Annotated in this window: 1 protein-coding gene; it reads left to right on the forward strand. The window is 39.3% G+C overall.

The window, feature by feature from the left end; translation table 11 throughout:
* Positions 1-143 precede the first annotated feature (143 nt).
* Positions 144-593 (forward strand): hypothetical protein, encoded by a 450-nt coding sequence (locus Q0954_RS34255; RefSeq protein ID WP_299466676.1) that lies wholly within the window; start codon positions 144-146, stop codon positions 591-593.
* The last annotated feature ends 51 nt before the right edge of the window (positions 594-644 follow it).

Here is a 644-nt window from a genome sequence, read left to right on the forward strand (position 1 = left end):
TTATTTAAGGTAATAGCGGTTGCTCATGAAAAATGGAACCAAAACTTCCAACCCTGAAAAACCGTCGGGTAGAGTACGATTTCTTACCTGTTTTTATAAACTTATTATTTGAAGTGCCAAAATATTATTGGCTTTTAAAGCCTTTGAATAGATTAGAATTTAAATCCGGCGGGCAACCTGTTTTTAATCGTGACTTCAGGTTACAGTTTGAAAACCTCTATAAAGCCATCGAAGACCAATACAAAAACCAGGGAGCTTTTATTCTGTCTGGCTGCGAAGTAACCGGCTCGACTATAAGCCCTGGCTTGGTGTATATTGATGGTAAAATACTTGAGTTTGCCGGGAAATCAGAGGTAAGCTTTCCGGCTTATTTACGCATGGCTTCTCCTGTATATCATGAAGAGCGTATGTTTGTAGAAGATGCTGCCAATAAAACTACCCGAGTCAACTATTTTGCTGACTTGGTGGGTATCCCTCCTACAAGTGGCGAATACATTGTGGTAGAGAGCCAGGGAGGTACAAGGATATTGACACCGGTAGTAATGGAAAGTAATTATAAAGAAATTACTAGTTCTAAGATAATAGGGGGTTAGGTATAAAAAACAGAAAATTCCTGGCTACGTTTGATGAATTACGACACCCAC

The sequence above is a fragment of the uncultured Microscilla sp. genome (assembly GCF_947493425.1).
Lineage (GTDB): Bacteria > Bacteroidota > Bacteroidia > Cytophagales > Microscillaceae > Microscilla.